This window comes from Nocardiopsis dassonvillei, assembly GCF_964273065.1.
GTDB lineage: Bacteria > Actinomycetota > Actinomycetes > Streptosporangiales > Streptosporangiaceae > Nocardiopsis > Nocardiopsis dassonvillei_B.
In genome coordinates this window covers 3,737,207-3,760,055 of the sequence record NZ_OZ186815.1, presented here as the reverse complement: position 1 = coordinate 3,760,055, position 22,849 = coordinate 3,737,207, and the positions used below count along the sequence as shown (strand labels likewise).

Here is a 22,849-nt window from a genome sequence, read left to right as displayed (position 1 = left end):
ACGTAGGCTGGTTCACACCCAATTAATCATGTGGTCTGTACCTGTGGAACAGGGAGGGCCGGTTCCAGCGCCGGGGCAGACGGGGTGCGCGACGAACGGCCGGTGAGCGGTCGCCGCCGGGCGACGAACGGTCGCCCGACCGGGCGGAAGAGGGCGTGCGGGTGCGTGTCGGGCGTGTTCCGCGCGTGTCGCGGCCGGGCGCCGGTCGCCGGGACGGACGGTGTTACCGGCGCGTATGTTGGATCCCGTGAGCGAAAAGACCTCTACCGCCCAGACCGATCCGCTGGCCAGGATCGCCGCACTCCCCGGTGTGGCCGAGGCCGTGGAGGAGACCCGGACGCTGGTGGACCGGCTGCTGGGGCACCGGATCCTGCGCCGGCGCAGCAGTGACGTGTCCATGGAGTCCTCGCTGCGCGGGGCGTGCGCGTCCGCCGCGCTGGAGGGCGCCGAGGTCTCGATGGACGAGATCCGCGCCGGGCACGTGTACGACACCCGGATCAAGGGTGCGCTGCGGGTGGGCGGAGAGCTGGGGACCCTCGTGGAGACCTGGCCCAGGGCGCCGCGCCAGGTGCTGGCGCGGCTGCACACGCTCGCCGCCGCGGACGCGGTGTCCGCCGAGGCCCTGGGGCGGCCGCGCATGGCCGGGGAGCGGGTCGAGGACCCGCTGGAGCTGGGCGCGCCACCCGCCCCCGAGGTCGCGCTGGCGCGGATGGAGGGCCTGTACGCGCTGCTGGCGGCGCGCGCCTCGGTGCCCGCCCTGGTCACGTCGGCCCTGGTGCACGGCGAACTGATGGCGGTCCGCCCGTTCGGGTGGGGCGACGGTCTGGTGGCGCGTGCGGCCGAGCGCCTGACGCTGGTGGAGCGGGGCCTGGACCCCAAGTCGCTGGTGCCGTCCGAGCTGGGCCACCGGACGCTGTCGGAGGAGTACGCGACCGCGCTGCGCGGATACATGTCCGGGACCGCGGAGGGCGTGGCCGGATGGGTCGTGTACTGCTGCCGTGCGGTGCGGGCGGGGGCGCAGGACTCGCTGGCGACCTGCGAGGCGCTCAAGCGCGGCTGAGGGACGGGGCGGCACGGGGCGCGCGCGGCGGTGCCGTGCGCGGTGGCGCGGAGCGCGAACCGCGGGGCGAACGGCGTGCCTTGAACGGAAACCATGCTTGTTACTCGTCCATTTACCGACGGGTAGAGGTACGAACGATATCGGTTCGGTCACGCTTGTCCGTTACTGAATGTTTCGGGATTGCTCCGCACTCTCGCCGAACACGGCGAACGGTGCCCCGCGGAGAATCCGCGGAGCACCGCGTCCGACCGGTTACACCCGGCTAACAAGCGTCCATTCGTCTGGCCTGACCAGGCACTCCATCGAGCGTCTCGGTCGAGGCGGGCCCTACGGGGCCTGCTGGCGCGTGGGTTCCGGGTTCACCTGCCAGGGTGGGACTCAGCCACCGATCCCTTTCTTTCTACGCCGGTCTCCGGGATCCGAAAAGGTGGTTGGTCCAACTTTTCATCCTGGATTCCCGAACCGATACACAGTGTCACGTGGTAACGTCGGTTCCGTCGTTCCGGACGGCAACCGGTTCCCACGGTTCCCAGCACTTCGGCAAATGCCTCGGCATGCGCGCATTCCGTGTGCGATGCGGCGGGACCGGCCCGGCACGGAACATACGTCCCTACACGCTTTTCGGTGGTCCGGGGGATCCCCTCCCCCCGTCGACCCTCCCGAGGGGCGGGCCCGGTTCTCCCCCCAGAGCCGAGAGGGCGACCCACCCGCGCTCCCCCCTGTCGCGGGATGTCGCACGAGGCCCGCTCGCCGAGCCTGCGGGCGGGATGTGCATCCGCCCCCGTGTGCGCATCCCGCCCGCAGGTTCTCGGAATCCGCGGACCCCTTCCCTGCCCCCTCCCTCGGCGGCCGTGTCGCCCGCGAACCGCGCCCGCACGGGGCCGGCGCGGCGGACCCGTGGACGGCCGGCCCGGCCGCGTTCCCTGACACCCCCGACACCCCGCCCCCGTGCTGGGACCGGGGTGGACCGGACACCGGACGCGACTCACGGAGCCGAGGAGGGGCCCGCACCCCGGGGCCGGCGCGCACGGCGTCGTGAGGGGACCGGAAGGGGCGGTCACGGCCTCCGTACACCCGGTTCACCCGAGACACGCGGGGCGGACCCGGCCCCCACCGCGTGCGAACGCACCCGGTGCGAGGAGAGGCGGGGCGGGTGCGCGGACCTCCCGGGCGCGGACGCCGCTCCCACCGCGCGAGCACACGGCGATCCGGTCGGCGTGTGCCGACCGCTCTGGTCGTCCGGCCGCCGCGCACGGGCGCACGGAGCCGTGGGATCGGTGAGAGGCGGGAGGCACGGCGCCCCGCCGCCCGAAGCCGTGCGGTGGCGCTCCGGGCGGAGTTGTCCACAGGTCGCCGATCGGGCTTTCGTGCGGCCGCCGCATCGGCGATGGTCGAAGGGTGCCCCTCCCCCTCCCCGGAGGCCCCATGGACGCCGTTCCGCTCATCGCCACCGCAGACACCGGACTGCTCGACGACCTGCTGCGGTTGTCGGCCGCCGCGTCGGTCCGGGTGAACACCGCCGACAGCGTCGACCGGGCGCTGCTGTCCTGGCCGCGCTCGCCGCTGGTGGTGCTGGGCGCCGACCTCTACCCCGAGCTGCGTGCCGGGGAGCGTCCACCGCACGCCCGGTTCGTCGTCGTGGACCGCGGTGACCGCCGCGGTCCCGGCGCCGGTGGGTCGGCCGCCCCCGGGGGTCCGCTGCTGCTGCCCCGCGACGAGGACCTGCTGACCGGGCTGATCGCCGCGGGCGGAGAGCCCGCGAGGCGGGCGCCGACCGTGGCCGTGATGGGCGGGCGCGGCGGGGCCGGGGCGAGCCTGCTCGCCGTCGCCCTGGCGCTGGCCGGAGCCCGGGGCGGGCACGGCACCGCCCTGTTGGACGCCGACCCGCTGGGCTGCGGCCCCGACATCCTGCTGGGGTGCGAGCGCGACCCGGTGGACCGCAGGCTCGGCTGGGACGGGCTGGTGGACCGGCGCGGCCGACTGCGCTGGTCGGACGTGGCGCCGCGGCTGCCCGGGCCCGCCGGGATCTCCGTGCTCACCTGGATGCACGGGCCGGACGCGCACCGGGGCCCGCTGCCCGCGGCCACCGCCCGGGCGATGCTGGAGTCCGCCCGGCAGGGGTGCGACCTGGTGGTCGTCGACCTGCCGAGGTCGTTCGGGGCCGCGGTCACTGCGTTCCTCAACCGGTCGGACCTGGTGCTGCTGGTCGTCCCCGCACAGGTGGCCGCCGTGGTGGCGGCGTCGGCGGTGGTGCCGCGGCTGTGTGCGGAGTCCCGGGAGGTGCGCGCGGTGGTGCGCGGGGCGTCGGGCGGGCTGACCGCCGACGTGGTGGCCCGGGGATTGGGACTGGCGTTGGGAGCCGACCTGCCGCCGGAGCCCGGGTTGGAGCGGACGCTCGCCGCCGGGCGGCGGCCGGCCGACCATCCGCGCTCGCCGCTGGCCGCGTTCGCCGACCGGCTGGTCGCCGAGCTGACCGGGGTGCCCCGGTGAGCGCGCCGACCGAGCGGGTGCCGCGGCGGCCGACGGAAGGCTCCCCCTCGGTGGACGGCCCCGGCCTGGTGGAGGCGGTGCGCAACCGGCTGGTGGTCTCCGGGTCGGTGGTCAGCCCCGGCACCGTGGCGGCGGCCCTGCGGGCGGAGGGCGGGGTGCTGGGCGACGCCGAGGTGCTGTCGCTGACCCGGCGGCTGGCCGCGGACCTTGCGGGGGCCGGGCCGCTGGAGGAGCTGATGGTCTCGGGGGTCACGGACATCCTGGTCAACGGACCCGACGAGGTGTGGGTGGACGACGGCGGCGGGCTGCGCCGGGTGGGGGTGCGGTTCGAGTCCCCGGAGGCGGTGCGGCGGCTGGCCCAGCGGCTCGCCGCACAGGCCGGTCGTCGGCTGGACGCGGCGGTGCCCTACGTGGACGCGCGCCTCCCGGGCGGGGCCCGGCTGCACGCGGTGCTGCCACCGGTCTCCCCCGCCGGGGCGTGCCTGTCCCTGCGGATGCCGCCCCGCCGGGTGTTCACCCTGGACCGGCTCGTGGACTGCGGGACCCTCACCCCGTACGGGGCGGCACTGATGCGGGCGGTGGTGGCGTCGCGGGCGGCGTTCCTGGTGAGCGGCGGCACCGGGACGGGAAAGACCACCCTGCTGTCCACGCTGCTGTCCCTGGTGGCCCCGGGCGAGCGGATCGTGCTGGCCGAGGACTCCCCCGAACTGCGCCCCGAGCACCCGCACGTGGTGCGCCTGCAGACCCGCCCCGCGAACATCGAGGGCACCGGCGAGGTGACCCTGGAGGTGCTGGTCCGCCAGGCGCTGCGGATGCGTCCGGACCGGCTGGTGGTGGGCGAGGCGCGGGGGCCGGAGATCGTCTCCCTGCTGGGCGCCCTCAACACAGGCCACGAAGGCGGCGCCGGCACGCTCCACGCCAACGGCGCGGGGGACGTGCCCGCCCGGGTGGAGGCGTTGGGCTGCGCGGCCGGGCTGGGCCGGGAGGCGGTGCACAGCCAGCTGGCGGCCACCGGGGTGCTGGTGGTGCACCTGGTCCGGGACGCCGGGGGGCGGCGGCTGTCGGAGGTCCGGGTGCTGGACCACGACGGGCGGGGGCTGGTGCACACGGTGCCCGCGGTGTCGTTCACCGCTGGGGGCGACCACTGCGAGCACCCGGGGATCGACGCGCTCGCCGCCCGCCTCGGCGGCTCCTGGCCCCCATGACCCCGGCCCGGGGGAGCCGGGCGGGCACGGAAACGGGCGGGGCGTTCACGTGGATCGGGGGAGCGACGTGGTCTGGGTGTGGGCGTGTGCTCTGGGGCTGGTGCTGCTGGGAGCGGTGGCCGACGCCGGAACGGGGCGGATCGGATGGGTGGTGTCCCGTCGGCCGGGCCCGGTGAAGGCCCTGGAACGGGTGCGGGCGATGCGCCGGGAAGCCGTGCCGGGGCGGGAGAAGCGGCGGGGGGTGATCACCCTGTGCCGGGTGCTGGCCGCCGAGCTGCGGGCCGGCCGGCCGCCCGAGGACGCGCTCGGGGCGGCGCTCGTCGAGGCCGGGCCGGAGGTGGCCCGGGCGGTCGGCGACGGGTTCGGCACCCGGGTCCCGGTCCGGGCCGCCGAGGCGGACCCGGATCTGCGCGCCCTTGCCTACCTGGCCGTGTGCTGGGAGGTGGCCTCGGACACCGGGGCCGGGCTGGCCGATGTCGTGGACGCGCTCGCCGCCGAGCTCACGGCACAGGAAGAGGTCCGCGCAGAGATCGCGGCGCGGACAGGCGGCCCGAAGACCACCGCGATCGTCCTGGGCGTGCTCCCCGTGGTGGGACTGCTGCTGTCGACCGGGCTGGGCGGTTCGCCGCTGGTGTTCCTGTTCACCACCCCGCTGGGCCTGCTCTGCCTGGTGTTCGGGGTGCTGTTGAACCTCTGCGGGCTGTGGTGGATCGCGCGGCTGGTGCGCGCGGCCGTGGACCGGGGGGACTGATGAGCCGGCGGGGCCGGCGGCGGAAGGCCGAGGAGAGCGGGGGTAGGGCGTGTTCGGTGTCATCGCCGTGGTGTGCGGGGCGGTCGGGGTGTGGGTGGCGATGGGCGGCGGCCCTGGAAATCGGCTGCGGCCGCCTCCGGTGCCGAGGGCGCCCTTCCCGAAACGGCTGCTGGCGGTGCTCGCGGCCGGAGCGGGTGCGGTGGCGCTGGCCGGGGCCCTCTTCGGTGTGCTCGGGGCGGTGGTCGCCGCGGTCGCCGGGTCCGTGTGGTGGGCGCGGGTCCGTGGGAGGGGGCGGGGCGGGCGGATCGCGCTCACCGGAGACGTCCCCGTGGTGATCGGGCTCATCGCGGCCGGGATGCGGGCCGGGGCACCGCTGCCGTCCTGCCTCGCGGCCGTGGCCCGGGCCGCCCCGGGCGGGCTCGGCACGGAGTTGGCGTCGGTGGCCGAGCGGTTGCGCCTGGGTGCCGACCCCGGAGCGGCCTGGGCCGAGGCGTCGGGGGTGCTGCCGGAGCCGCTGGTGGCGGCCGGGCGCGACCTGGCCCGGGCCGCCGACACCGGAGCGCCGGTGGCGGACCTGCTGGACAGGCACGTCTCGGATCTGCGCAGGGAGCTGCGGTCCCGGGCGGCCGCCCGGGTCGAGCGGCTGGGTGTGCTCGTGGTGATGCCGCTGGCGCTGTGCTTCCTGCCGTCGTTCCTGCTGGTGGGGGTGGTCCCGATGGTGGTGGACCTGCTGTCCCGCGCGCTGGGGAGGTGACCCCGGACGCGCCGCCCCGCTGGGGGAACGGCGTACGGAGCCGGGCGGGCCCGGGCGGAACAGCGGTCGGACGGCGGAGCCGGCCCGCGGAGCGAGGGAGCCGGAGAGGACCGAACCGCGGTCCCGGGAATGTTCGCGGAACGGAACCGGGAGGGGCGGCCGCGGAGCGATCCCGGGGCGTGGAGCCGGGAGCGGAAAGAGGTGTCCGGCGCGGGGCCGGCCCGGAGCGGGGTCACGGCGTGGAGCCGGGAGTGCGGAGCCCGAAGACGCGGGAGTCAGGCCTCGTCCTCGCTCAGGCCGTCGATGATGTCGTCCAGGACGAGGGAGCGGTCCCGCAGGGGCATCAGCCGCAGCTCCTTGAGGGCGGACAGGGTGTTCACCCGGGTGCCGCGCGGTCCCTCGACCGTGCACAGGCGCATGCAGTGCTGGGTGGGCGGGCGCCAGAAGTCGCGCTCGTCCACCGGGGCCAGGCGGTACACCGTCGCCGGATAGCGGGGAGCGCGGCCCGGCACCCGCCACTGCTGGACCCGGGCGAGCACGAAACCGCTGATGAGGGAGTCGAACACGCCCTCCTGGTCGAGGTCGCCCAGGGCCTCCCGGTCGCCTTCGGCCCGGCATTCCGTGCACCCGGCCAGCTCGGCCCGCAACAGCCACCTGGCCCGGGCATGGCCCACCTCGGTGTTCTTGAGCTTGCTCGGGTGTCGGTGTCCCATACATCGGAGGGTACGGCCGTCGCGGCTGTCGCGTGGCCGACCTGGGAGTACTCGGGGGTGAAGGGGAGGGTGCCGGCGGGGCGGCGGTGTGTCCGGGCGGGCGCGCCCCCGGACACGGTCTCTCCGGCGCTGGCGGTGGCATCAGTGGGCGTCGCGGTCTCCCCGTGCCCGGCGGCGGCCCAGGTAGGGCTCCGGAAAGCGGGGCCAGCCCACGGTGAGCCGCAGGGCGAGCACCGCCACCCCGAGCAGGGCGAGGAGCACGGTGGAGGCGTTGCCGACGAATCGGGCGACGGCCTCGGCCGGGGCCGGGGTGGTGGAGACGTGGTGCACCATCTGGACGGTTCCGGGCCCCGTGCCCGGGCGGCCGTCCCACTCCGCCTCGGTCGGCCGAGCCGCCGGTGCCGGATCGCCGTACGGGCCGGGGCCGCCGCGCGGCGCCTCCGCCGTGGCGGAGGCCGGCTCCGCCCTCGGCCCCTCCACGCCGGAGACCGGTCGGGCCGGTGGGACGGTGACCGGCTCCGGGCCGTCACCGGTCTGGCGGGGGCCGGAGGCCGTCCACCCGGTGGGGACGCGCCCGGTCCGCTCCGGGGCGGCAGCGGGCCGTTGCCCCGACCGCGGCGGACCGGCCGTGGCCGCGGCCCTCGGGGCGCCGGGCCGGAGGAGCCGGGCGGTCCCGTCCGCCGTGGCCGCCGTCCGGGCGGAGGGCGGGAGGGGCGCCGGGCGGGACGGGTCGAGGGTGATGACCGGGTCGACGGCGGTGACGACGTACGGCGCGCGGCCGGGGTGCCGGGGCCGGACGGCACGGGGGTCCCCAAGCGCCCGCGACCGCCCCGATCCCGTCGCCCCCTCGGCGGAGGCCTCCGCGCGGAACGCCACGGACGCCGAACGCGCCGTGGACGGGTCCGCCCGGAGCACCCCGGACGACGGATGCCCCGTGGGCGGGCCCGGGTGCGCCGGGACGGCCGTCCGGGTATCCGGGGGCGGGTCTGCGCGCAGTACCACGGACACCAGTGCCTCCGCGAACGGAGAACGCTCCACGAACGGGTCCGCGCGCGACGCCGAGGGCGTCGGGGCATCCGCCCGCGTAACCGCGTACGGCGTCGCGGACACCGGTGACTCCGCGGACGAGTCGGCGCGGAGTGCGGCGGACGGGGGACATGTGGCGGGGCGGGCGGGGTCGGGCACGGCGCTCAGGAGCAGGGCGCACATCAGGACGGGCACGGTCATGGTTCTTCCTCCGGAAGGGCTCCGTGGACGGGTCCGGCACGCGAGCGCGCGCTGACGGACAGGTCGAGAACGGAGGGGACGGCGACCACCACTTCGGCGGTGGAGCCGGTGATCTCACAGGTGTCGAGGGAGGCCCCGTTGGCCTCCGCGGTGCGGCGGGCCCGCTCGCAGGCGGTGTCCGCCCCGTGGACGGCGACGGAGGCGGCCGCGAGGGCGGCCAGGTCCGCCGCCGTGCCGGCGCGGTCCCGGTCGAACCGGGCGCCGGCCGCCAGGACTGCGGCGAGGGCCACCGTCCACAGCAGGACCGCCAGGGCGACCCAGTGGACGGCGGCCGCGCCGGTGTCGGCTTCGGCTCCGGTCCCGGCTCCGGGCGCGGATCCGGGCCGGGCGGTCATGGCAGGACCCCGGGTTCGAGCAGGACCGCGGCGGTGCCGCTCACCTCCAACGTGTGGAGGTGGACCCGGCCGAACCGGACCCGGGCGGTGACGGTGACCCGGGCCGTCTCGCCGTCCCGGCGCAGGTCGACCCGCGCCCCGGCCGGGGCGGCGCCGCGGGCCAGTTCGCCGGCCTGCGCCTCGCTCTCTCCCCTGGCCAGCGACCGGGCGCCCACGCGCGCGGCGTCGCCGCAGGCGAGCCGGGCTTCGGCGGCGGTGACGGCGCCGACCGCCAGGGCCAGGACGAGGAGGAGGGCGGGCAGGGTGAGGGCGAACTCGACGGTGACGGCGCCCCGGTCACAGGCCGTTGCCGAGCGCATTGATGACGATCCCGGTGAAGGCGTCGTTGACGGCTTGGCTCTTGGCGATCGCGTACATGATCCCGGCGAAGGCGGCCGCGGTCAGGATGCACAGGGCGTACTCGGTGGTCGTGATGCCGCGGTCGGTGTCCGCGGGTGCGGGCCGGGGCCGCGCGGCGGGGGAAAGCGGACGGGGGCGTGCGGTGGCCGGACATGCCGGAGAGAACACGTGACCTCCCTGGTAGGAGGGGCGACAGGGGTGTCGCCCTGTTCTCCAGGGTGGGCGGCGCGGGGGAGGCACGGAAGGGCTTTCCCCAGCCTGTGGATAACTTCTGCCGGTCTCCGGGGACGGGGCCCGGGCGCGGGCCGTGCCCCTCCCCCCGGAGGTGTCCGCACCCCGCGCGAGGATGTCCCCGTGACCACCGCCGAGAACCCCCGCCCCCGTCCCCCGGCCGACACCGCCGAACGCGGCCGCACCTCCCCCGGCGGACCGCCCCCGCCGCCGGAGGACCCCACCCCGCAGAGCCCTCCGGCGGACCCACCGTCCGAGGCCGCCGTCCATCCGGCGCCCCCGCCGCGGAGCACCGCCGCCGACCTCCCCACCGACGTCACCGCCCGCCTGCGCCTGATCGACGCGGACCTGGCCCGCCCCTTCACCCCGGGATCGGCGCCGCCCTCCGGAGACGCGGACTTCCACCTGGCGGTCCTGGCCATGAGCCGCGCCTTCTGGCAGGACCGGTCCACGGAGACCGTCGAGGCGGCCTGGGCCGCGATCGGGGCCGATCTGGCGGAGGTCGCCTCCCTCCTGTCCGAGCGGTGGGGCGCCCCGGCGTTCGTCGACCCGGGCCCCTACGTGGACGCCGCGGTCGAGGGCGCCGAGTCGCCGTCCGCATTCGTGTACCTGTACACGGCGGTCTGCGACCTGCGGGTGTGGCGGCCGCCGGGGACCGGCCGGTGGGTGGCGCTGGCCGTCGTCCATGACGACACCGAGCTCCCCTTCATCCTGTACGCCGCGGTGGGCGCGGACCCCTTCCCGGAGCCCCCAACCCCGCCGGACGCCGCGCCCCGCCTGTCGGCGCGCCCCCGCCCGCTCCCGGGCCTGTGACCACCCGCCGGGCGCCCCGGCCAGGTGCGGCTACCGGTCGGCGGCCCCCAGTACCTCGTCCAGCATCCGCAGCGCGCCCGACTTGCTCAGCGGCTCGTTGCCGTTCCCGCACTTGGGCGACTGGATGCACGAGGGGCAGCCCTCCTCGCAGGAGCAGCCGGCGATGGCCTCACGGGTGGCGGTGAGCCACTCCCGGGCGGCAGCGTAGCCCCGTTCGGCGAACCCGGCACCGCCCTCGTGGCCGTCGTAGACGAAGACCTCCACCCGGCCGGTGGCCGTGGACACGCCGCCGATGTCCCATCGGTCGCAGGTGGCCAGCAGCGGCAGGATGCCGATCGCCGCGTGCTCGGCGGCGTGCGCGGCGCCGAGCAGGCCGACCTCCTCCTTGCGCAGCCGCTCCTCGGAGTCGGGCGGCAGCGTCCACCACACGGCGCGGGTGCGCAGGGTGCGCTCGGGCAGGTCCAGGGACTGCTCGCCCAGGACCGCGCCGGTGCGCACGTCCCGCCTGAGGTAGCCGACCACCTGCCGGACCACCTCGACCTCGCCGAAGCGCAGTACGGCGCCGCTCTCCCACTCCTCCTCGCGGATGACCGACCGGACGGTGATGTCGGTGGTGTCGCGCGCCCAGGTGCTGTACGGCGGCTCGGCCGGCTCCACCAGGGCCACCCCCTCGTCGAGGTCCAGGTCCCGGACCAGGTAGGTGTCGCCCTGGTGGAGGTAGACCGCCCCGGGGTGGACGGTGCCGTGGGCGGCCGCCTCGTCGATCTCGCCGAGCAGCCCGCCGGTGGAGACATCGACGATCTGAACGGGGGAGCCGCCCGAACCCCGAATATCGGCGAGGTCACTTGCCCTTTCGTTGCTCGTCCAGAACCACCCCCTCGGGCGCTTCCTGAGGAATTTCCGGTGAACGAGTCCGTCGAGCACCTCACGCGTGGAGGGACCGAAGAGGGAGAAGTCGTCCTCCGTGATCGGGAACTCCTGGGCGGCCGCGCACAGGTGGGGGCCGAGGATGTGCGGGTTTTCCGGATCGAGGACGGCGGTCTCAACGGTCTGACCGAAAATCGCCTCCGGGTGGTGCACCAGGTAGGTGTCCAGGGGGTCGTCGCGGGCCACGAACACGGCGAGTGCCGCGTCGTCCCCGCGCCCGGCGCGCCCCGCCTGCTGCCACAGGGAGGCCCGGGTGCCGGGCCACCCGGCGATGATCACCGCGTCCAGGCCGGTGATGTCCACCCCGAGCTCCAGGGCGTTGGTACTGGCCAGCCCGAGGATCTCCCCGGTGCGCAGCGCCTCCTCCAGGCGCCGCCGCTCGGCGGGCGGGTAGCCGCCGCGGTAGGCGGCCACCCGGCGGGCCAGGTCGGGTTCCAGCAGGCGCTGGGCGGTGAGCGCCACCAGTTCGGCGCCCTGGCGCGAACGTACGAAGACGAGCGTGCGCACGCCTTCCCCGACCAGCTCGGCGAGCATCTCGGCGGCCTGGGAGGGCGCGGTCCGGCGCACGGGTGCGCCGTGCTCGCCGGTCAGGTCGGTGAACTCCGGCTCCACCAGCGCCACCGACATCCCCGGGCGCGGCGACCCGTCCTCGGTGACGGCGGTGACCGGGATCCCGGTGAGCCGGGTGGCGCTCTCCCCGGGGCTGCCGGAGGTGGCCGAGGCGAGCACGAACACCGGCTCGGAGCGGTGGCGGGCGCACACCCGCCGGAGCCTGCGCAGGATCTGGGCGACGTGCGAGCCGAACACCCCGCGGTACAGGTGCGCCTCGTCCACGACCACGTAGCGCAGCCGCCGCAGGAAGCGCCGCCAGGCCTCGTGCCGGGGCAGCATGCCGTGGTGGAGCATGTCCGGATTGGTGAGCACGTAATTGCCGTGCTCGCGGACCCAGGTGCGCTCCTCGGGCCGGGTGTCGCCGTCGTAGACGGCCGCCCGCAGGCCCGGCAGGCGCAGGTCCTCGAGGGCGCGGAGCTGGTCCCGGGACAGTGCTTTGGTCGGCGAGAGATAGAGCACGGTTCCGCCCGCGTCAACCGCCTCCACCGCGGGCATAAGGAAGGCAAGTGACTTTCCCGAGGCGGTACCCGTGGCTATGATCACATCACGGCCCGAGCGTGCGAGGTCGGCGGCGGCCACCTGGTGGGACCACGGCTCCGTGATCCCCCGGTCGGCCAGGCGTTCGACCAGGAGGGCCGGGGTCCATTCCGGCCACCGCCCGCTCACCCCGTCGTGTCGGGCCACGTGTTCGACGTGGGTCACTTGCGGGTACCGGGTATCGTCACGCCACACACCGGGAAGCACGGGCTCCGGTCGCCTCATCCGAGACCCCTCCTCACAGGTGGACATTGGTTTCAGTGTGGCATCCGGGGGAACGGTCGCGCGGTGTCATGGTTTTTCCGTGCATCACGGAAGGACCGGCACGACACCCGTGGTTGAATGCGTGCTGGTGGGGTAACGCCCGGCAGAGATCATCGGCGCTGGAGGACTAGTGGACTTGAAGCTTGATCATTACACCGAGGGCGACACCGAGATCGTCGTCGTTGAGGGTGAGATCGACGTCTATACCGCACCCCGGCTCCGCGAGCTGCTGATCGACCTGGTCAACAAGGGCAACTTCCACCTCGTGGTCAACATGGAGAAGGTGGAGTTCCTGGACTCGACGGGTCTGGGCGTGCTCGTGGGCGGCCTCAAGCGCGTGCGCGCGCACGACGGCACCCTGGACCTGGTGTGCACCCAGGAGCGCATCCTCAAGATCTTCCGGATCACCGGTCTGACCAAGGTCTTCGGTATCCACAACACGGTGCAGGAAGCCATCGACAAGCGTTCCGCGAAGTAGTACAGAGCGAGCGATGGCGACCATCACGCTCACGATCAGTGCGCTTCCGGCCCACGTGCGCACGGCCCGGCTCATGGCCGCGACCGTGGCCCGGCGGGCGGGCATCCCCGCCTCCACCATCGACGAGATCCGGTTGGCGGTCGGTGAGGCGTGCTCCCGGGCGGTGGCGGCGCACAAGCTGCACTGCCCGACGGAGTCGATCCTGCTCCAGCTGATCGACGACGGCGGGCCTGATCCGGTGTCGGACTCCCGTACCGACACCGCGAGCCGTATCCTGCGCGCCAACGGGAGCGCGACCCGACGCTTCGAGGTGGTCGTCTCCGACCGGGCCCCGGCCACGGAGGCCCCGGAACCGGCCGACCACACCGAGCCCCTGCTCGACGGACTGTTCCTCGACGGTGAGGACACTCCTCCCGGCGGGATCTCGGGGTTCTCCCCGGGGCTGGGGCTGGCGGTCATCACCGGCCTGGCCGACGAGGTGAAGATCGACCCGGGTGAGCACGGCACCATCGTGCGCATGAGCTGGCCGATCACACCGGACCCGAGCTCCAACTAGGGTTCCGGGACGATACGACGAGGGCGCCCCCCGCTGCGGGGGGCGCCCTCGGACGTTCACCGGTCCCCCCGGCCGCCCGCCCGGCTCCGCGCGCCCGGGCGGACCCGGGCGCACGGTCCGGTCAGTCGCAGGTCTGGGAGGACACCTCGGAGCCGGCGGTGAGCCCCTGCTCGGCGTTGGCGGAGACCTCGTCCGCGGTGAGCACGTACCCGGTCTCGGGCTCGTTGGTGGCGGCGGCGAACACCACCCCGTAGACGGTGCCGTCGGGGGCGAGCAGCGGTCCGCCGGAGTTGCCGGGCCGCACCACGGCGCGCACCTGGTAGATCTCCCGGCTCACCTGCTGGGAGTGGTAGAAGTCGGGCCCCTGAGCGGTCTGACGGGCCCGCACCCGGGCCGGGACGGCGGTGAACCCGCTGTTGCGCGGGAACCCGGCGACGACGGCGTCCCCTCCCTGCGGCGCTTCGTAGGTGAACTCCAGCGGGGTCAGGTCCAGGTCGGGCACGTGCAGCACGGCCAGGTCCTGCTGGGCGTCGAACAGCACCAGGGTGGCCTCCAGCTGGTGGCCCTCCCGGGTGACCACCCGCAGGTCGTCGGTGACCCCGGCGACCACGTGGGCGTTGGTCATGACCCGGCCGTCGGAGTACACGAACCCGGTGCCCTCCACCCGGCGCTGGCAGGACGGCGCGGTGCCCAGCACCTTGACGACGCTGCGGCTGGCCTCGATCAGCTCGGGGGTGGTGAGCACGTCGGGGTCGGGCGGTTCGACCTCGGCCAGTTCCCCGGTGCCCAGCCCGCTGAACACCTGTGGGAAGGCGCTCTGGTCCACCACGCGGCGGAACGTGGAGAAGCCGCTGTGCGCCGACTCCGGCATGAGTGCGTCGACGGACTGGAGGATGCGGGACCCGCGCACCTGCTCGGCGACGAACGGCAGCGCCGAGTTGGCGACCGTGCTGCCGATGAACCAGGCCACGAGCAGCACCGACAGCCCGCTGACGACGGCACCGCCCATGGCGTCCACGACCCGGGCCGAGTCCCAGGTCACCCTGTTGCGCACCATGGTGCCCAGGTAGGAGAGCAGGAACTGGCCCAGGGCGGCGGACAGGAACACCACGGCGATGGCCACCAGGGCCTGCCGGCCGGGGTCCTCCACCCATCGCTGGATGTACTCGGGGCAGGTCAGCGCGGCGAGCACGCCGCCGCCGATGAACCCCGCGAAGCTGAAGACACCGACGATGAAACCCTGTCGGTACCCGGTCACCGCGAACAGCAGCAACAGGGCGATCAGGATCACGTCGAGCACATTGCCCTCCAAAGGTGAGCGCTACCCACGGGAGCGAGGTGAGCGGTGTCGGCCTCAGCCGACGGGCCGCAGCCCGTCCGGTGTCGCTTCGAACACATCGGTGAGACCCTCCCGGCGCCAGGGAAGTTCCCATCCGCCCAGGAAGAGCAGGCGGTCGACGATGGAACCGGTGAACCCCCACACGAGCATGCCGTCCACCCGGAACCCGGGCCCCCACCGGGTGCCGTCGCCGTAGCGCACCATGACCCGGTTGGCGGGGTCGGCGAGGTCGGCGACGGGGACGCGGGAGACGGCGGCCACCTCGCCCAGGTCGGTGGGGCGCACCTCGCTGGGGTCGCGCCACCAGCCCAGGACGGGGGCGACGCGGAAGTCGCTGTAGCTGAGGTAGAGCTCGGGAAGGCGGCCGACGATGTCCACCCCTCCGGGCACCAGGCCGGTCTCCTCCGCGGCCTCGCGCAGGGCGGCGGCCTCGGGTGAGGGGTCGGTGGGCTCGATCCGGCCGCCGGGGAAGGCGGGCTGCCCGGAGTGCCTGCGCAGGCCTTCGCTGCGCTGGATGAGCAGCAGGTCGGGGCCGTGTGGCCCCTCGCCGAAGAGGATGAGGACCGCGGACTCGCGGCCGCCGCTGCGCGGCGGCCGCATCTGCGGGGGCACGGTCATGCCGGACGCCGCGTCGGAGAGCGAAGCGAGCCAGGACGGCATCGGGTTCATGGTCGGCACCTGTCTTCGGAGGGGAGTGGGGGCGGCGGTCCGCCCGTGGCGGTCCGTCGGCGCTGCTCCGGCACGTCCCTCCTCTGGATCGTCATGTGATGGGACCCCGGCAGGGCGACTCTGCGGTGTCAACGCTCACACCATCAGAGTACAAAGCACGACACCCGCTCCGGACGGGTGCGCGCACTCCCTCCGGAGCGCCCGGACGGGCGCGGTCGGGCGCGTGCGGTCGTGCTCAGGCGAAGGAGCGCATGCGCAGCAGCTTGGCCGCGGTCTCCGGGTCGGTGGGGCCCTCGCCGAAGGAGGGGCACCAGCGGGCGACCCTGCACGCCCCGCAGGCGGGCCTCCGGGCGTGGCAGACACGGCGGCCGTGCCAGACGACGCGGTGGGAGAGCATCGTCCAGTCGCGGCGCGGGAAGAGCTCCCCGACGGCGTGCTCGACCTTGACCGGATCCTGCTCGTCGGTCCATCCGAACCTCCGGACGAGGCGCCCGAAGTGGGTGTCGACCGTGATTCCGGGCACATCGAAGGCGTTACCGAGCAGTACGTTTGCGGTTTTCCGCCCTACACCGGGTAGTTTGACCAGGTCGGCGAGGTTCCCCGGGACCTCGCCTCCGTGCTGTTCGCACAGTGCCTGCCCGAGGCCGATGAGGCTGTTCGCCTTGGCCCTGAAGAAACCGAGAGGTCGGATGATCCCCTCAAGCTCATCGCGATCAGCGGAGGCGTAGGCCTCGGCGTCGGGGTAGCGCGCGAACAGGGTCGGGGTGACCTGGTTGACCCGCTTGTCCGTGCACTGCGCGGACAGGATCGTGGCGACCAGCAGTTCCAGGGGGGTCGTGAAGTCGAGTTCGGCATGGGCGTCCGGGTAGAGCTCGGCGAGCTCCCGGTACATCCTGCGGGCGCGGCGGACCAGGGCGAGGCGGCTCTCTCCCGTCGGGGTGGGTGCGGGCACGCTCGCGTTCGGTGTGTCACGGGGCATCGTCACAGGGTAGGCGGCCCCGGGGGCCCGCGTGCGGCCCGCCCCCTCCACCCCCCTCGCGGGGCGGGGGGCGTCCAGCGGGATTATGTAACCAATGTCCCGCTGGCACGGCGCGGAGATCCCTGCTAGAAGCCGATCACGACTAAGATCGCAGGGGCTGACGTCGGCCAGTCGTGGGCACGTGGTCTCCCGGCGGACAAGCCGAGGTAACGACCTGGTTTCACACCCGGGTGCGATATACGTCACACTGTTGGCGGTCAGGTTTTAGTAGGAGGACATGTGGTGGACGACATCAACGAGGTGCTGCGCAAGGCCCCCTTGTTCGAGACCCTGGATGAGGAGGACACCGCTGCACTGCGCTCCTCGGTCAACGAGGTGCGCCTGGGACGGGGCCAGACCCTGTTCAACGAGGGCGACGAGGGCGACCGCCTGTACGTCATCCTCAACGGGAAGGTGAAGCTGACCCGCACGGCCGTGGACGGCCGCGAGAACCTGCTCGGGGTGCTCGGCCCCGGCGAGATGTTCGGCGAGCTGTCGCTGTTCGACCCGCGCCCGCGCACCGCGAGCGCCGTCGCGGTGACCGACTCCGTGCTGGCCGGGCTGGGCCACGACGACCTGCGCCCGTTCCTGTCCAGCCGCCCCCAGGTCTCGCTCCAGCTGCTCAAGTCCCTGGCCGAGCGGCTGCGCCGGACCAACGACGTGATGGCCGACCTGGTCTTCACCGACGTCCCCGGCCGGGTCGCCAAGGCGCTGCTCGAGCTCGCCGAGAAGTTCGGCAAGGAGGGCGACGACGGCCTGCACGTCCACCACGACCTCACCCAGGAGGAGCTGGCCCAGCTGGTCGGCGCCTCCCGCGAGACGGTCAACAAGGCCCTCGCCGAGTTCGCGCTGCGCGGGTGGCTGCGCATCGAGGCCAAGGCCGTGGTCCTGCTGGACGTCGAGCGCATGCGCCGCCGCGCCCGCTAGGTGCGGCGACGACCGCCCCCCTGCGCGGGAGCCCGGCGGGCTCCGGCCCGCGTCGAATCCCCTCAACCGGGAATCGCGCGGACCGGAGCCCGTCGCCGTTCCCGGGCCGGGATCCCGCCGCGTCACGGCACCGGTCGCAGCGGCCACCCGCGCCCGGCGGGAGGTCCGCCGGGGCCGGGGCCGGGCCGACCGTGCGGCGGATGCGCGTGGGGCGCCGGCGGGGGCCCTGGGACCTCGGCTGAGACCGTGGGGCGTCGGGGGCTCCCCGGACGGGTGAGGGGCCCGGCGGTCCGCACCGGGACCGGAAAGCCTCCCCTCCCGTGCCGGACGGGGCGGGTGTGCCCCCGGCCAGGGACCGCCGCGGCCGGGAGGACGGGGCGTGGGAGGTACGGGGCGCGGGTCAGGCCTCGACGCCGTCGGGGAGGCCGCCGTTGAGGGACAGGTAGCGCAGCTGGGCGCGGACCGACGACATCGCCGCGAAGCGGACCTGCTCGGTGATGTCCGGGTACACCCGGTCGACGATCTCCTCCACCCGGACGGCGCCCGAGTCCACCGCGTCCCGCACCTGGGCGAGGCGGGACTCGCGGTGGTCGATGTAGGAGTCCAGCACCGCCGCGGGGCTGGTGATGATCGGCCCGTGGCCGGGCAGCAGGGTGCGCACCTGGTGCTCGCGGACCAGGTCGCGCAGCCGGTACAGCGACTCCATGTAGGGGCCCAGTCCGTCGTCGCCGTCGATGACGGTGGTGCCGTGCCCCAGGACCGTGTCACCGGTGAGGATCGCCCCGTCCGCCTCCAGGTACAGGCAGACGGAGTCGTCGGTGTGCCCGGGGGTGGCCAGCACGCGCAGGCGCAGCCCGTCGGCCTCCAGCAGTTCGCCGTCGACCGGGCCGCGTCCGCCCACCCGCATCTCGGGGTCGACCGCGTGCACCGGGGCCCCGGTCAGCTCGGAGAAGTAGCGGGCGCCCTCGGAGTGGTCGGGGTGCCGGTGGGTGAGGACGGCCATGAGCACCTGCGCGCCCTGCTCCTGCACCGTGCGCGCGACCCGCTCCAGGTGCCGCTCGTCATGCGGGCCCGGGTCGACCACCACGACCCCGCGGGCGCCGGGCTCGCGCAGGATCCACGTGTTGGTCCCCTCCAGGGTCATCGGACCGGGGTTGGGGCACAGGACACAGCCGGCGCGCAGTGTGCCGGAGCCGTCGATCCTCATCGCACCTCACTCACTCGGAAGGGGATAGTCGATCCCGCCGGGGACGAAGACCCGGGTCCGGCCGTCGACCACGCGCACTTCGGGCTCAATGGGGACGATATCCCGTTCGGCGTTCCTCACCCCGTCCAGGGTGCCGCACGCCGCCACCTGCCCGCAGGTGACCAGGGTCGGCGGGAGCATCGGCATCCGCCCCCGCTCCCACTCCCCCGCCACCAGGGCCGGGTCGATCCACCGGGTCAGGTCGGCCTCCCCGCCGACGTCGCGGGAGACCTGTCCGGGCGGCAGCTCCGCGGTGAAGAACCACGTGTCGAAGCGGCGCTTCTCCGCCGCCGGCGTGATCCACCGCGACCAGGCGCGCAACCACTCCGAGCGCAGCACCAGGCCGCGGCGGGACAGCACCTCGGTGAAGGAGCGGGAGCGGTCGATCAGCCCCAACCGGTCCCGCTCCCACTCCTGCGACGTCGTGTCCAGGACGAGGTCGTCGCTCCCGGGCTCCCCGGCCAGGAGCACCCCGGTCTCCTCGAAGGTCTCGCGGACCGCGGCGCAGACCAGGGCCCTGGCCCGGGGGACGTCGACGCCGAGCACGTCCGCCCACTCCCGGGGGGACGGTCCGGTCCAGGGCAGGTCTCCGGCCTCGTCGCGCACGTCCACCCCGCCGCCGGGGAAGACGTAGGCGCCGGGGGCGAACCCCATGGAGCGGACCCTGCGCATGAGCAGGACCTCCATGCCCGCGCCCGCCGGGCGCAGCAGCACCACCGTGGCGGCGGCGCGGGGCACCACCGGCCCGACCCCACCCGAACCGCTCGACATCGGCTCCTCCTCGCTCAGACGACCTCGACGATCATGTCAACCTCGACCGGCGAGTCCAAGGGCAGGGCCGCGACACCGACCGCCGCCCGGGCGTGCACGCCCGCGTCGCCGAAGACGGCCGCGAGCAGGTCGCTGGCCCCGTTGACGACCCCGGGGTGCCCGGTGAAGTCCGGGGCACTGGCCACGAACCCGCCGACCTTGACGATGCGCACGACACCGGACAGGTCGCCGATCTCGGCGCGCACGGCCGCGATCGCGTTGAGGGCGCACAGCGCCGCCAGCTCCTTGGCGGCCTCCGGGGTGACCTCGGCGCCGACCTTGCCGGTGGCGGGGAGCTTCCCCTCCACGAACGGCAGCTGGCCGGACACGTACACGTGGGAGCCGCTGCGGACGGTCGGCACGTAGGAGGCGACCGGGGCCGCCACCTCCGGCAGGGTGAGCCCGAGTTCGGCGATCCGCTCTTCGGGGGTGGCCATCTCTAGAGTTCCCGCTTCATGTAGGCGACGTACTGCTGGTTGCGCGGGTCGGTGCCCTCGGGCAGCGGCGCGGGGACGACGGAGACCAGCTCCCAGCCGTCGGCGCCCCAGTTGTCGAGGATCTGCTTGGTGGCGTGCGACAGCAGCGCCACCGTCTGGTACTCCCACTTGCTCATGTGTCACTACCCCCTGTGCGGTGCGCCCGGCGGGTCCGGGCACGTCGACGCCGCCACATTACTCATCCGGGCGGTCCCCCGTGCGCGGGGATGACGCCCGCATAGACTCCGTGGGGTGAGCGAGCGAGAGGACCGAGCACGGTATCCCGACCCCGCGCGGGCATGCGCGGGCGCCCGGCTGCACATCGTCACCGGCAAGGGGGGCACCGGCAAGACGACGGTGGCGGCGGCGCTGGCCCGGGCCCTGGCCGCCGACGGCGGGCGGGTGCTGCTGGTGGAGGTCGAGGGACGGCAGGGCCTCGCCACCCTGTTCGGGCTGCCGCCGCTGCCCTACGAGGAGCGCGAGGTCGACGCCGTGCCGGGGGGCGGCCGGGTGTTCGCGCTGGCCGCGGACGCCGAGGCGGCGCTCATGGAGTACCTGGAGATGTTCTACGGGATGCGCCGGGCCGGGCAGGCCCTCACGAAACTGGGCGCCGTGGACTTCGCCACCACCATCGCGCCGGGCCTGCGGGACGTGCTGCTCACCGGCAAGGCCACCGAGGCGGTGCGCCGCCGGGAGGGCGGGCGGCGCCGCCAGGAGGGCCCCTTCCACTACGACGCCGTGGTCATGGACGCGCCGCCCACCGGGCGCATCGGCCGGTTCCTCAACGTGAACTCCGAGGTGGCGGGGCTGGCCCGGGTGGGGCCGATCCGCAACCACGCCGACCGGGTGATGGACGTGATCCGCTCCGGCCGGACGCGGGTGCACTTCGTGTCGCTGCTGGAGGAGATGCCCGCCCAGGAGACCCGGGACGGTATCGCCGAGGTCGGCGCGCTCGGCCTGGACGTGGGCATGGTCGTGGTGAACATGGTGCGTCCGCCGCTGCTGCCGTCCGACTCGCTGGCGGCCGCGGCCGCCGGGGAGGTCGACCTGGAGGAGCTGGCCGCCGGGCTGAAGGCCGCCCGGCTGGACGACCCCGGAGGCCTGGCGGAGTCTCTGGCCGGCGAGGTGGGCGCGCACGCCCGGCGGGTCCTGTTGGAACGGCGGGTGCGCGGGGAGCTGGCGGGCGCCGGGGCGCCGTTGCTGGAGCTGCCCCTGCTGGAGGGCGGGGTGGACCGGGCGGCACTGGACGGACTGGCCCGCCGCATGGCCGAACAGGGGGTGCGCCGGTGAGCGCCGCACGTCTGGACGTGGACGCGCTGCTGGACGACCCCGGGACGCGGATCGTGGTGTGCTGCGGGGCGGGCGGGGTCGGCAAGACCACGACCGCCGCCGCGCTGGGGCTGCGGGCCGCCGAACGCGGCAGGCACGCGGTGGTGATCACCGTGGACCCGGCCCGGCGGCTGGCCCAGTCGATGGGACTGGAGTCGCTCGGCAACACCCCGAGCCCGGTGCCGCTGCCGGAGGGGACCCCCGGGAGCATGCACGCGATGATGCTCGACATGAAGCGGACCTTCGACGAGGTCGTCGAGGAGCACGCCGACCCGGAGCGGGCCCGGCAGATCCTGGCCAACCCCTTCTACCAGACCCTCTCCACGAGCTTCTCCGGAACGCAGGAGTACATGGCGATGGAGAAGCTGGGGCAGCTGCGCCAGTCCGGGGAGTGGGACCTCATCGTGGTGGACACCCCGCCCAGCCGGTCCGCGCTGGACTTCCTGGACGCGCCCGGTCGGCTGGGGAGGTTCCTGGACGGGCGGCTGGTGCGGTTCCTGAGCGCTCCGGCGCCCAGCGGCGCGTTCAAGCTGCTGGGCGCCGGCATGGGGCTGGTCACGTCCGTGCTGGGCAGGATCCTGGGGGCGCAGCTGCTGAACGACCTGCGGTCGTTCGTGGCGGCGTTCGACACGGTGTTCGGCGGGTTCCAGGAGCGCGCGGAGCGGACCTACCGGCTGCTCCAGGCGCCCGGGACGGCGTTCGTGGTGGTGGCGGTGCCGGACACGGACGCACTGCGGGAGGCTTCGTACTTCATGCGGCGGCTGGCCACCGACGCGATGCCGCTGGCGGGGCTGGTGCTCAACCGGACGCACCCGCTGCCGGCGGGGGCCGGCGCAGGGCTGGGCGCCGACGCGGCGACGGCGGCGGCCGAGGCGCTGGAGTCGGCGGGGACGCATCCGGGGGCGGCGGCGGCACTGCGGCTGCACGCCGACCTGGTCCGCACCCACCTGCGGGAGCGGGGGCTGCGGGAGCGGACGGAGGCCGCCCACCCGGGGGTGCCGGTGGCGGAGGTGCCCGCCCTGCCCGAGGACGTGCACGACCTGGACGGGCTGCGCGGGATCGGCCGGGCCCTGGCCCGGGAGGCGTAGCGGCCGACCCGGTGGGGGCGCGGAGCAGAGCGGGGCGCCGAGTGGAAGCAGGGCGCCGGACTGGGCGGTGGGGAGCGGACGGGCGGGAACGCCGGCGGATCAGGGGCGGTCGGCGGTCAGGGGCGGGCGGCGGTCAGGGGCGGTCGGCGGGCGCGGTGGCGGCCACCGCGGCGTCCGCGTGGCGGACCAGGTCGCGGACGAGGTCCTCCTCACCCTCGCGGCAGGCCACCTCCAGGACCGGGGCCCAGTCGGTGACCTGTGGGTGCTTGCGCAGCAGCGCCCGGCGCTCGCGCTCGGTCATACCGCCCCACACCCCGAACTCCACCCGGTTGTCCAGCGCGTCCACCAGGCATTCGGTGCGCACCGGGCAGTCCCGGCAGATGAGTTTGGCGCGGTTCTGGGCCGCGCCCTGGACGAACAGTACGTCGGGATCGACCCTGCGGCAGCGTGCCCGGGTCGTCCACTGGTGAATCCACATGTGCGCTGCACCCCCGTGGGTGGGCCGTGACCGCGGGGAGGCCGGGTATCCGTGTGC

25 protein-coding genes are annotated in these 22,849 nt (G+C 74.7%); 11 read left to right on the top strand and 14 right to left on the bottom strand.

Annotation, left to right across the window (positions count from 1 at the left end; translation table 11 throughout):
• The first annotated feature begins 235 nt into the window (after positions 1–235).
• The 5 genes from ACSUPR_RS16745 (at position 236) to ACSUPR_RS16725 (ending at position 6,260) form a co-directional block, all read left to right on the top strand.
• Positions 236–1,060 carry an oxidoreductase gene (locus ACSUPR_RS16745; RefSeq protein WP_436885541.1) on the top strand — a complete coding sequence of 275 codons (825 nt, stop codon included), beginning with the start codon at positions 236–238 and terminating at the stop codon, positions 1,058–1,060.
• Positions 1,061–2,485: 1,425 nt separating this feature from the next.
• Positions 2,486–3,550 carry a septum site-determining protein Ssd gene (ssd, locus tag ACSUPR_RS16740; RefSeq protein WP_436885540.1) on the top strand — a complete coding sequence of 355 codons (1,065 nt, stop codon included), beginning with the start codon at positions 2,486–2,488 and terminating at the stop codon, positions 3,548–3,550.
• Positions 3,551–3,615: 65 nt separating this feature from the next.
• Positions 3,616–4,755 carry a TadA family conjugal transfer-associated ATPase gene (locus ACSUPR_RS16735; protein WP_436892038.1) on the top strand — a complete coding sequence of 380 codons (1,140 nt, stop codon included), beginning with the start codon at positions 3,616–3,618 and terminating at the stop codon, positions 4,753–4,755.
• Between the two features lie 67 nt (positions 4,756–4,822).
• Positions 4,823–5,506, top strand: a complete 684-nt coding sequence (locus tag ACSUPR_RS16730) for a type II secretion system F family protein (protein ID WP_436885539.1) — start codon at positions 4,823–4,825, stop codon at positions 5,504–5,506.
• Between the two features lie 49 nt (positions 5,507–5,555).
• Positions 5,556–6,260 carry a type II secretion system F family protein gene (locus tag ACSUPR_RS16725; protein ID WP_436885538.1) on the top strand — a complete coding sequence of 235 codons (705 nt, stop codon included), beginning with the start codon at positions 5,556–5,558 and terminating at the stop codon, positions 6,258–6,260.
• Positions 6,261–6,535: 275 nt separating this feature from the next.
• On the opposite strand, the gene ACSUPR_RS16720 is transcribed toward ACSUPR_RS16725, so the two are convergent.
• The 5 genes from ACSUPR_RS16720 to ACSUPR_RS16700 all read right to left on the bottom strand — a co-directional run bounded on the left by ACSUPR_RS16720 (position 6,536) and on the right by ACSUPR_RS16700 (position 9,162).
• Entirely contained in the window at positions 6,536–6,973 is a 438-nt protein-coding gene (locus ACSUPR_RS16720; RefSeq protein ID WP_436885537.1) for a hypothetical protein, read from the bottom strand.
• Between the two features lie 141 nt (positions 6,974–7,114).
• Positions 7,115–7,306, bottom strand: coding sequence for a hypothetical protein (locus ACSUPR_RS16715; RefSeq protein WP_436885536.1), 192 nt, complete (start codon positions 7,304–7,306; stop codon positions 7,115–7,117).
• Positions 7,307–8,196: 890 nt separating this feature from the next.
• Positions 8,197–8,595, bottom strand: coding sequence for an Rv3654c family TadE-like protein (locus tag ACSUPR_RS16710; RefSeq protein WP_436885535.1), 399 nt, complete (start codon positions 8,593–8,595; stop codon positions 8,197–8,199).
• Complete coding sequence (locus ACSUPR_RS16705) at positions 8,592–8,954, bottom strand: TadE family type IV pilus minor pilin (RefSeq protein ID WP_436885534.1); 363 nt, start codon at positions 8,952–8,954, stop codon at positions 8,592–8,594. Before ACSUPR_RS16705 ends, ACSUPR_RS16710 begins: the two co-directional genes overlap by 4 nt.
• Positions 8,932–9,162 (bottom strand): DUF4244 domain-containing protein, encoded by a 231-nt coding sequence (locus ACSUPR_RS16700; RefSeq protein ID WP_436885533.1) that lies wholly within the window; start codon positions 9,160–9,162, stop codon positions 8,932–8,934. Before ACSUPR_RS16700 ends, ACSUPR_RS16705 begins: the two co-directional genes overlap by 23 nt.
• Before the next feature lie 186 nt (positions 9,163–9,348).
• Between ACSUPR_RS16700 and ACSUPR_RS16695 the strand changes: the two genes are divergently transcribed.
• Positions 9,349–10,038, top strand: coding sequence for a hypothetical protein (locus ACSUPR_RS16695; RefSeq protein ID WP_436885532.1), 690 nt, complete (start codon positions 9,349–9,351; stop codon positions 10,036–10,038).
• Positions 10,039–10,068: 30 nt separating this feature from the next.
• Here ACSUPR_RS16695 and ACSUPR_RS16690 read toward each other — a convergent pair whose 3' ends face one another.
• Complete coding sequence (locus tag ACSUPR_RS16690) at positions 10,069–12,339, bottom strand: DEAD/DEAH box helicase (protein ID WP_436885531.1); 2,271 nt, start codon at positions 12,337–12,339, stop codon at positions 10,069–10,071.
• Between the two features lie 169 nt (positions 12,340–12,508).
• On the opposite strand from ACSUPR_RS16690, the gene ACSUPR_RS16685 reads away from it, so the two are divergent.
• Together ACSUPR_RS16685 and ACSUPR_RS16680 are read left to right on the top strand one after the other, a co-directional pair.
• Positions 12,509–12,856, top strand: a complete 348-nt coding sequence (locus tag ACSUPR_RS16685; protein WP_073381848.1) for an STAS domain-containing protein — start codon at positions 12,509–12,511, stop codon at positions 12,854–12,856.
• A 13-nt stretch (positions 12,857–12,869) separates the two neighbouring features.
• A complete protein-coding gene (locus ACSUPR_RS16680; protein WP_436885530.1) occupies positions 12,870–13,412 on the top strand; it encodes an ATP-binding protein in 543 nt (180 codons plus the stop codon).
• A gap of 121 nt (positions 13,413–13,533) precedes the next feature.
• Here ACSUPR_RS16680 and ACSUPR_RS16675 read toward each other — a convergent pair whose 3' ends face one another.
• From ACSUPR_RS16675 to nth, 3 genes are all read right to left on the bottom strand, one after another.
• Positions 13,534–14,712 (bottom strand): MarP family serine protease, encoded by a 1,179-nt coding sequence (locus tag ACSUPR_RS16675; RefSeq protein WP_436885529.1) that lies wholly within the window; start codon positions 14,710–14,712, stop codon positions 13,534–13,536.
• A 54-nt stretch (positions 14,713–14,766) separates the two neighbouring features.
• Positions 14,767–15,420, bottom strand: a complete 654-nt coding sequence (locus ACSUPR_RS16670; RefSeq protein WP_436885528.1) for an NUDIX hydrolase — start codon at positions 15,418–15,420, stop codon at positions 14,767–14,769.
• A 235-nt stretch (positions 15,421–15,655) separates the two neighbouring features.
• Entirely contained in the window at positions 15,656–16,399 is a 744-nt protein-coding gene (gene nth / locus ACSUPR_RS16665) for an endonuclease III (RefSeq protein ID WP_436885527.1), read from the bottom strand.
• Between the two features lie 279 nt (positions 16,400–16,678).
• Here nth and ACSUPR_RS16660 point away from each other — a divergent pair, with 279 nt between their 5' ends.
• Positions 16,679–17,365, top strand: coding sequence for a Crp/Fnr family transcriptional regulator (locus ACSUPR_RS16660; RefSeq protein WP_084737744.1), 687 nt, complete (start codon positions 16,679–16,681; stop codon positions 17,363–17,365).
• Between the two features lie 400 nt (positions 17,366–17,765).
• Here ACSUPR_RS16660 and ACSUPR_RS16655 read toward each other — a convergent pair whose 3' ends face one another.
• From ACSUPR_RS16655 to ACSUPR_RS16640, 4 genes are read right to left on the bottom strand one after another with little or no spacing between them, the layout of a single operon-like run.
• Positions 17,766–18,572: an MBL fold metallo-hydrolase gene (locus ACSUPR_RS16655; RefSeq protein ID WP_436885526.1), complete on the bottom strand. Its 807-nt coding sequence runs from the start codon at positions 18,570–18,572 to the stop codon at positions 17,766–17,768.
• 6 nt (positions 18,573–18,578) lie between these two features.
• The gene (locus ACSUPR_RS16650) at positions 18,579–19,382 is read right to left on the bottom strand and encodes an NUDIX hydrolase (RefSeq protein ID WP_436885525.1); all 804 of its coding nucleotides are present in this window, start codon (positions 19,380–19,382) and stop codon (positions 18,579–18,581) included.
• 14 nt (positions 19,383–19,396) lie between these two features.
• Positions 19,397–19,858, bottom strand: a complete 462-nt coding sequence (locus ACSUPR_RS16645; protein ID WP_436885524.1) for a RidA family protein — start codon at positions 19,856–19,858, stop codon at positions 19,397–19,399.
• A gap of 2 nt (positions 19,859–19,860) precedes the next feature.
• Complete coding sequence (locus ACSUPR_RS16640) at positions 19,861–20,034, bottom strand: DUF4177 domain-containing protein (RefSeq protein WP_013156298.1); 174 nt, start codon at positions 20,032–20,034, stop codon at positions 19,861–19,863.
• A gap of 115 nt (positions 20,035–20,149) precedes the next feature.
• Here ACSUPR_RS16640 and ACSUPR_RS16635 point away from each other — a divergent pair, with 115 nt between their 5' ends.
• Positions 20,150–21,187 (top strand): ArsA-related P-loop ATPase, encoded by a 1,038-nt coding sequence (locus ACSUPR_RS16635; protein WP_436885523.1) that lies wholly within the window; start codon positions 20,150–20,152, stop codon positions 21,185–21,187.
• A complete protein-coding gene (locus ACSUPR_RS16630; protein ID WP_436885522.1) occupies positions 21,184–22,314 on the top strand; it encodes an ArsA family ATPase in 1,131 nt (376 codons plus the stop codon). Before ACSUPR_RS16635 ends, ACSUPR_RS16630 begins: the two co-directional genes overlap by 4 nt.
• A gap of 133 nt (positions 22,315–22,447) precedes the next feature.
• On the opposite strand, the gene ACSUPR_RS16625 is transcribed toward ACSUPR_RS16630, so the two are convergent.
• Positions 22,448–22,792 (bottom strand): WhiB family transcriptional regulator, encoded by a 345-nt coding sequence (locus ACSUPR_RS16625; protein WP_436885521.1) that lies wholly within the window; start codon positions 22,790–22,792, stop codon positions 22,448–22,450.
• Between the last annotated feature and the right edge of the window lie 57 nt (positions 22,793–22,849).